Below are 5,800 nucleotides of genomic sequence, written 5' to 3'. Positions count from 1 at the left end.
GGACCGGGCCGCCCGGCGAACTCCGCGATCAGCCGCCGGGTGACCGCCGGGGCGATCAGGGCGTCGCCCGCCGCCACCACCCGCACCGCCGAGAGCAGTTCGGCCGGCGGGGTGTCCTTGAGCAGAAAGCCGCTGGCACCCGCGCGCAGCGCCCCGTAGACATATTCGTCCAGGTCGAACATGGTCAGCATCAGTACCCGGGTGTCCGCCGTCTCGGGGGCGGAGCAGATCAGCCGGCACGCCTGTACCCCGTCCATGCCCGGCATCCGCACATCCATCAGCACCACATCGGGGCGGGTCTCCCGGGCGAGCCGTACCGCCTCCGCGCCGTCCGCCGCCTCACCCGCCGGGGCGAGGCCCTCCTCGGCCTCCACCAGCAGCCGCAGACTGCCGCGCAGCAGGGCCTGGTCGTCGACGACCAGGACGCGGATCACGCGGACGCCTCGCCGTGCGGCGCGACGGGGGTGTACGGGATCGTCGCCCGGACCTCGAAGCCGCCGCCGTCGCGCGGACCGGCCGTGAAGGTCCCGCCGTGGACGGCGACCCGCTCGCGCATACCCGCGATGCCGTGCCCCTCCGGCGCGTACTCCGGCAGCGGCGGTCCGTTGTCGCGGCCGGGAGTGCGTGGCGGTTCGTGGTCGCGGCCGGGAGTGCGCGGTGGTCCGTTGTCGCGGCCGGGAGTGCGCGGTGGTTCGTTGTCGCGGCCGGGAGTGCGCGGTGGTTCGTTGTCGCGGCCCGGAGTGCGCGGCGGTCCGTCGTCGCTCACGGTCAGCCGCACCACGCCGTCGTCCGCCAGCACCGAGACCCGGCTCGTTGCCCCGGGTCCCGCGTGCCGCAGCACATTGGTCAGCGCCTCCTGCACGATCCGGTGGACCGCCAGCCCGACCCCCTCGGGCAGCGCGCTGAGATCCCGGGCGGTCAGCTCGGCCCCCGAACGGCGGGCCAGCTCCCGCAGCCCCTCCACCCCGGGGGCCGGGCCCAGGGCGGCCGGCAGGCGTTCGCCGGACTCGGAGCGCAGCACCCCCAGCATCCGGCGCAGCTCGGTGAGCGCGCCCCGGCCGGTCGCCTCGATGACCCGCAGGGCTTCGTGGGCGTCCTCGGGACGGGTCCGTACGACATGGTTGGCGACCCCCGCCCGTACCACGATCAGCCCCATCGAGTGGGTGATCACATCGTGCAGTTCCCGGGCGATGCGCAGCCGTTCCTCGGTGACCGCGCGCCGGGCGAGTTCTTCCGCCGTACGCAGGGCGAAGGCACGCCGCTCGCGGGCGGCGCGGCCCAGCTCCCACGCCCCGAGCAGCGCGGCGCAGCCGAGGAGGATCAGCCCCGGGCCGCGCGTCCACCAGAAGGCGGGGTCCTGGCGGACCGGGGCGAGCCCCAGCACTGCGCACACCAGGAGCCCGAGGATCGCCAGGCCCGGCAGCCAGCGCTGCCACCAGCGGTCCGTCCTCCCCTCCACGGCGACCGTGTAGAGCGTGAAGGCCGCGGGCAGGAACGGGTCGCGCAGGGCGTCCACGAGGATGGCCGCACCGGTCGCCGAGAGCACCCAGCAGAACACCGGCAGCGGCCAGAGCCGGCGCACCGCGGCAGGCAGCACGGTCACGATCAGCAGCAGCACCATCACCCAGGGGGGCGCGAAGGTCTCCGGGGAGCCGTCCGTCGTCCCGGTGAAGGCGATCACCAGCAGATATCCGGCGACCACGATGGCGTCCCGGCGCACCAGCCGCCCGACCCGCTGTCCGTCGGCAGTCATCCCCCGACCGTAGACGTCCCCGGGCCGCCGCCGCCTCCGTCCCTGGAGGGAGACGGGCCGCTCCGCCCCCGGGCCGATGCGCGGGCAGGGCCCGGGAAGGGAGCGTGATCAGCGTGATTGACGTATCCGATCTGACGAAACGCCATGGGCGGACGACCGCCGTCGACTCCCTCACCTTCACGGTCGAACCGGGGCGGGTGACCGGTTTCCTCGGGCCCAACGGCGCGGGCAAGTCCACCACCATGCGGATGATGCTCGGCCTGGACCGGCCCACCCGGGGCTCGGTGCTCTTCGACGGGGTGCCTTACGCCCGGCTCCGCGACCCGCTGCGTACGGTGGGGTCGCTGCTGGAGGCGAAGTCCACCCACCCGGGCCGCTCGGGCCACGCCCATCTGCGCGCACTCGCCCGTACCCACCGGATTCCCGGCCGACGGGTCGACGAGGTGATCGAGGAGACCGGGCTCGCCGGAGCCGCGGGCAAGCGGGCCGGGACGTACTCGCTGGGCATGGGACAGCGGCTGGGAATCGCGGCGGCGCTCCTCGGCGACCCTCAGGTGCTGCTGCTGGACGAGCCGGTGAACGGGCTCGACCCTGAGGGCATCGTCTGGATCCGCACCCTGATGCGGGCGTGGGCGGCCCAGGGCCGTACGGTCTTCGTCTCCTCGCATCTGATGACCGAGGCGGCACTGACCGTCGACCAGGTGGTGATCATCGGCCAGGGGCGGCTGCTGGCGGAGGGCGGGGTGAAGGAGATCGTCGACGCATACGCCGCGCCGGGCGGTTCGCTGGAGGACGCCTTCATGCGGCTGACCGCCGGGTCCGCGATGTCCGCAGGGGGGACACGATGAGCGCCGGGCGGTTCGGGGCGGCGCTGTCCGCCGAGTGGCTGAAACTGCGCACCCTGCGATCCACCTGGTGGACGCTGTTCGCGGCCTTCGCCGTGATCCTCGGGATCAGCGCGGTGTATGGAACGGTGATCAAGAACAATCCCGGCGACTTCGTGGGGCGAGGCTCTTTCGATCCGGTGTTCTTCGGCTTCGCGGGGCATACGGTCGGCCAGTTGGCGATGGTCTGCTTCGGCGTGCTGGCGGTGAGCGGCGAGTACTCATCGGGCACGATCCGCGCCTCGCTGGCCGCTGTTCCGGACCGCGGTCTCTTCTGGGCGGCCAAAGCGGTGGTGGTGGGTTCGGCGGCCTTCTCGGTGGCCCTGCCGACCGCGTTCGCCGCCTTCGTCACCGCCCAGTCGACCATGGGGGATCCGGGCGTCGCACTCGGGGACCCGGGCGCGCTGCGCGCCACCTTCGGGCTCGCGGTCTACCTCACCCTGCTCTGTCTGCTGTCGGCGGGGGTCGCGGCGATGCTGCGCGGTACGGCGCTGTCGCTGGGCATCCTCGTACCGCTGTTCTTCATCCTCGGGGACGTCCTCGGCGCGCTGCCGGGGGTGGGGAAGTACGCCTGGTACCTGCCCAATCTCGCGGGTTCGGCGATGATGCGGACGACCGAGTACGAGCGGCTCACCTTCGGCGCCGGCGTGGGGCTCGCGGTGCTGCTGATGTGGACGGTGGCGGCGCTCGCGGGCGGTCTGCTGGTGCTCCGGCGGCGGGACGCCTGAGCGACGGGTACGGAGGCGGCCCGGGGCCGGGTCCGGGGGCCCGGGTCTGCCGCCGGGTCCGGGTCCGGGGTCGGCGGCCCGAGGGCCGGGTCCGGGGTGCCTGGGGTCCCGGGACCTTCGGCCCGGGTACTCTTGGAGTTCATGAGCACTCTTGAGCCCGAGCGCGGGTCTGGGACGGGAACCCTCGTAGAGCCGACGCCGCAGGTGTCGCACGGCGACGGCGATCACGAGCGCTTCGCCCACTATGTCCAGAAGGACAAGATCATGGCGAGTGCCCTCGACGGCACTCCCGTGGTGGCACTGTGCGGCAAGGTCTGGGTACCGGGGCGCGACCCCAAGAAGTATCCCGTCTGCCCGATGTGCAAGGAGATCTACGAGTCCATGGGCCCCGGTGGCGACAAGGACAAGGGCGGCAAGGACAAGAAGTGACCCGCCTTCCCCGGGAGCGTCGGGGGAGGGCAGGTCCCGGCGGCCCGCGCGGTGTGCCGGGTTTCTGACCCGGGGCACCGGTCGCTTCCGGTGCCCATCGACGGGCCGGGCTTCCTGAGTCCGGCCCGTCCGGCGTTCGATGACACCCACAGGGTGCGCGCGAGCGCCGACGTGATGCACGCTCCCGGTCGGGGCTTTTCCGTCCCTCAGGGCTCCGGGGCACTCCTGCCGGGCCCCCGCCCCGGGCCTCCTCGGCGCCCGGCCGGCCGCGTCCCGCACATGATCGTCATGGCGCACGGTGGTCGTGGCACCCGGTCGGCGCGACCCACCAGCCGCCGGCGCTTCGATCCCCGGCCGTCACGGCTCCGTTGGCCCCGCGCCGCCCGCGCGATCCCCTGCGGCACGCCCGCGATCAACGGGCCCCCGAGGAAGTGATCACAGCCCCGGAGGGCGTGGTGACGGGCGCGGTCACTGGCCCCGGAGAGGCCCCGGAGAGGCCCGGAGACGGGCTCGGACACGGGCTCGGACACGGGCGATCACCCGCGCCCCCGCGCCCGATTCGCGCGATATTCCCGAGGTGGCCCCCGTTGCACAGGATGCACCGCCCGGTCACAGAGTGGTTGAGACCACTTGTCCCAATGTTTGAGCGGGCTTAGCCTCATCCTCTGTTGTGCAGCACGAAACGTACGTTGCAAATGCTGCAACGCATACTGGTAGGGGACCGCCCAAATGAAGCTCAGCTCCCGCATCGCCGCCCCAGTGGCGGCCCTTGTGCTGGCGGGTCTCACCGCCACCGCCTGCGCCCCTCAGACCTCCGACAGCAACTCCTCGAAGGACGAGAAGTCCGGGACGCTGCGCGTCTGGCTCTTCGCGGAGGTCAACAACGACCCCAAGAAGAAGGTCGTCGACGACGCGGTCGCCGCCTTCACCAAGAAGCACAAGGACACCAAGGTCGAGATCGAGTACATCCCGACCGACACCCGTGCCCAGCGCATCAAGGCCGCCTTCAACGACCCGAAGAGCGCCCCGGACCTGATCGAGTACGGCAACACCGACACCGCCGGCTACGTCAAGGACGGCGGCCTCGCGGACATCAGCGAGGAGTTCAAGGCATGGGACGAGGCCAAGGACACCGACCCGGCGGCCACCCAGTCCGTCACCGTTGACGGCAAGATCTACGGCGCTCCCCTCCTCGTCGGCGTACGGGCGCTGTACTACCGCACCGATGTCTTCAAAGAGCTGAACATCCAGCCGCCCAAGACCCTGGACGAGCTGGCCAAGACCGCCAAGCAGGTCCGCAAGGCCAAGCCGGACCTGTACGGAATCGCCGTCGGCGGCACCTTCACCTATGGTGCGATGCCCTTCATCTGGGCCAACGGCGGGGAACTGGCCGAGGGCAGCGAGGGCTCCTACAAGTCGGCCATCAACAGCGCCGCCGCCCAGAAGGGCATCACGGCCTACACCTCGCTCTTCGGCGACGACAACTGTCCGGCCGCCAAGTGCGCCTCCATGGGCGGCAACGCGACCATCACCGCTTTCGCCTCGGGCAAGGCCGCCATGGCCATCGGCGGCGACTTCAACCACCAGGCCGTCGAGGCGGGCGTCAAGGGCAAGTACGCCGTCGTCCCGCTGCCGGGCCTCAAGGAGGGCGAGATCGCGCCGGCCTTCGCGGGCGGCAACAACCTCGGTGTCCTGAAGAGCACCCCCCGCCGCACCCTCGCGGTGGACCTGATGAAGGAACTGTCGGGCAAGGAGACTCAGCGCAAGCTGTTCGACGCCATGGGCTTCCTGCCGACGTACAAGGACGTCCGCGACGAGGTGGCGAAGAAGGAGCCGTTCGTCGAGCCGTTCGTCAAGACGCTGGGCGCGGGTGCCAAGTTCGTCCCGGCGTCCCCGGGCTGGGGCCAGATCGACGCGTCGCTCGTCCTGCCGACGATGTTCCAGGAGATCGTCAGCGGAAAGAAGGACGTCGCCGCCGCCTCCGGTGAAGCCGCGAAGAAGATGGA

The 5,800-nt window shown here is 71.7% G+C and carries 6 protein-coding genes; 4 read left to right on the top strand and 2 right to left on the bottom strand.

What is annotated here, in order from left to right; all coding sequences use genetic code 11:
• Together ACWF94_RS31130 and ACWF94_RS31125 are read right to left on the bottom strand one after the other, a co-directional pair.
• Positions 1-434, bottom strand: a 434-nt coding sequence (locus tag ACWF94_RS31130; protein WP_453495964.1) for a response regulator, incomplete at its 3' end; no start/stop codon positions are given.
• Entirely contained in the window at positions 431-1,753 is a 1,323-nt protein-coding gene (locus ACWF94_RS31125; RefSeq protein ID WP_453495961.1) for a histidine kinase, read from the bottom strand. The genes ACWF94_RS31125 and ACWF94_RS31130, both read right to left, overlap by 4 nt.
• 107 nt (positions 1,754-1,860) lie before the next feature.
• Here ACWF94_RS31125 and ACWF94_RS31120 point away from each other — a divergent pair, with 107 nt between their 5' ends.
• The 4 genes from ACWF94_RS31120 to ACWF94_RS31105 form a co-directional block, all read left to right on the top strand.
• A complete protein-coding gene (locus tag ACWF94_RS31120; RefSeq protein WP_453495966.1) occupies positions 1,861-2,601 on the top strand; it encodes an ABC transporter ATP-binding protein in 741 nt (246 codons plus the stop codon).
• On the top strand, positions 2,598-3,365 hold the full coding sequence (locus ACWF94_RS31115) for an ABC transporter permease (RefSeq protein ID WP_453495958.1): 768 nt from the start codon (positions 2,598-2,600) through the stop codon (positions 3,363-3,365). Before ACWF94_RS31120 ends, ACWF94_RS31115 begins: the two co-directional genes overlap by 4 nt.
• A 141-nt stretch (positions 3,366-3,506) precedes the next feature.
• Positions 3,507-3,794 (top strand): DUF3039 domain-containing protein, encoded by a 288-nt coding sequence (locus ACWF94_RS31110; RefSeq protein WP_453495955.1) that lies wholly within the window; start codon positions 3,507-3,509, stop codon positions 3,792-3,794.
• A gap of 729 nt (positions 3,795-4,523) precedes the next feature.
• Positions 4,524-5,800: extracellular solute-binding protein (locus ACWF94_RS31105; protein ID WP_453495952.1), on the top strand; the 1,277-nt coding region annotated here is incomplete at its 3' end.

The sequence above is a fragment of the Streptomyces sp. NPDC055078 genome, assembly GCF_053607985.1.
The sequence above is the reverse complement of the archived record's forward strand: the minus strand, read 5'-3'. Positions and strand labels throughout refer to the sequence as shown.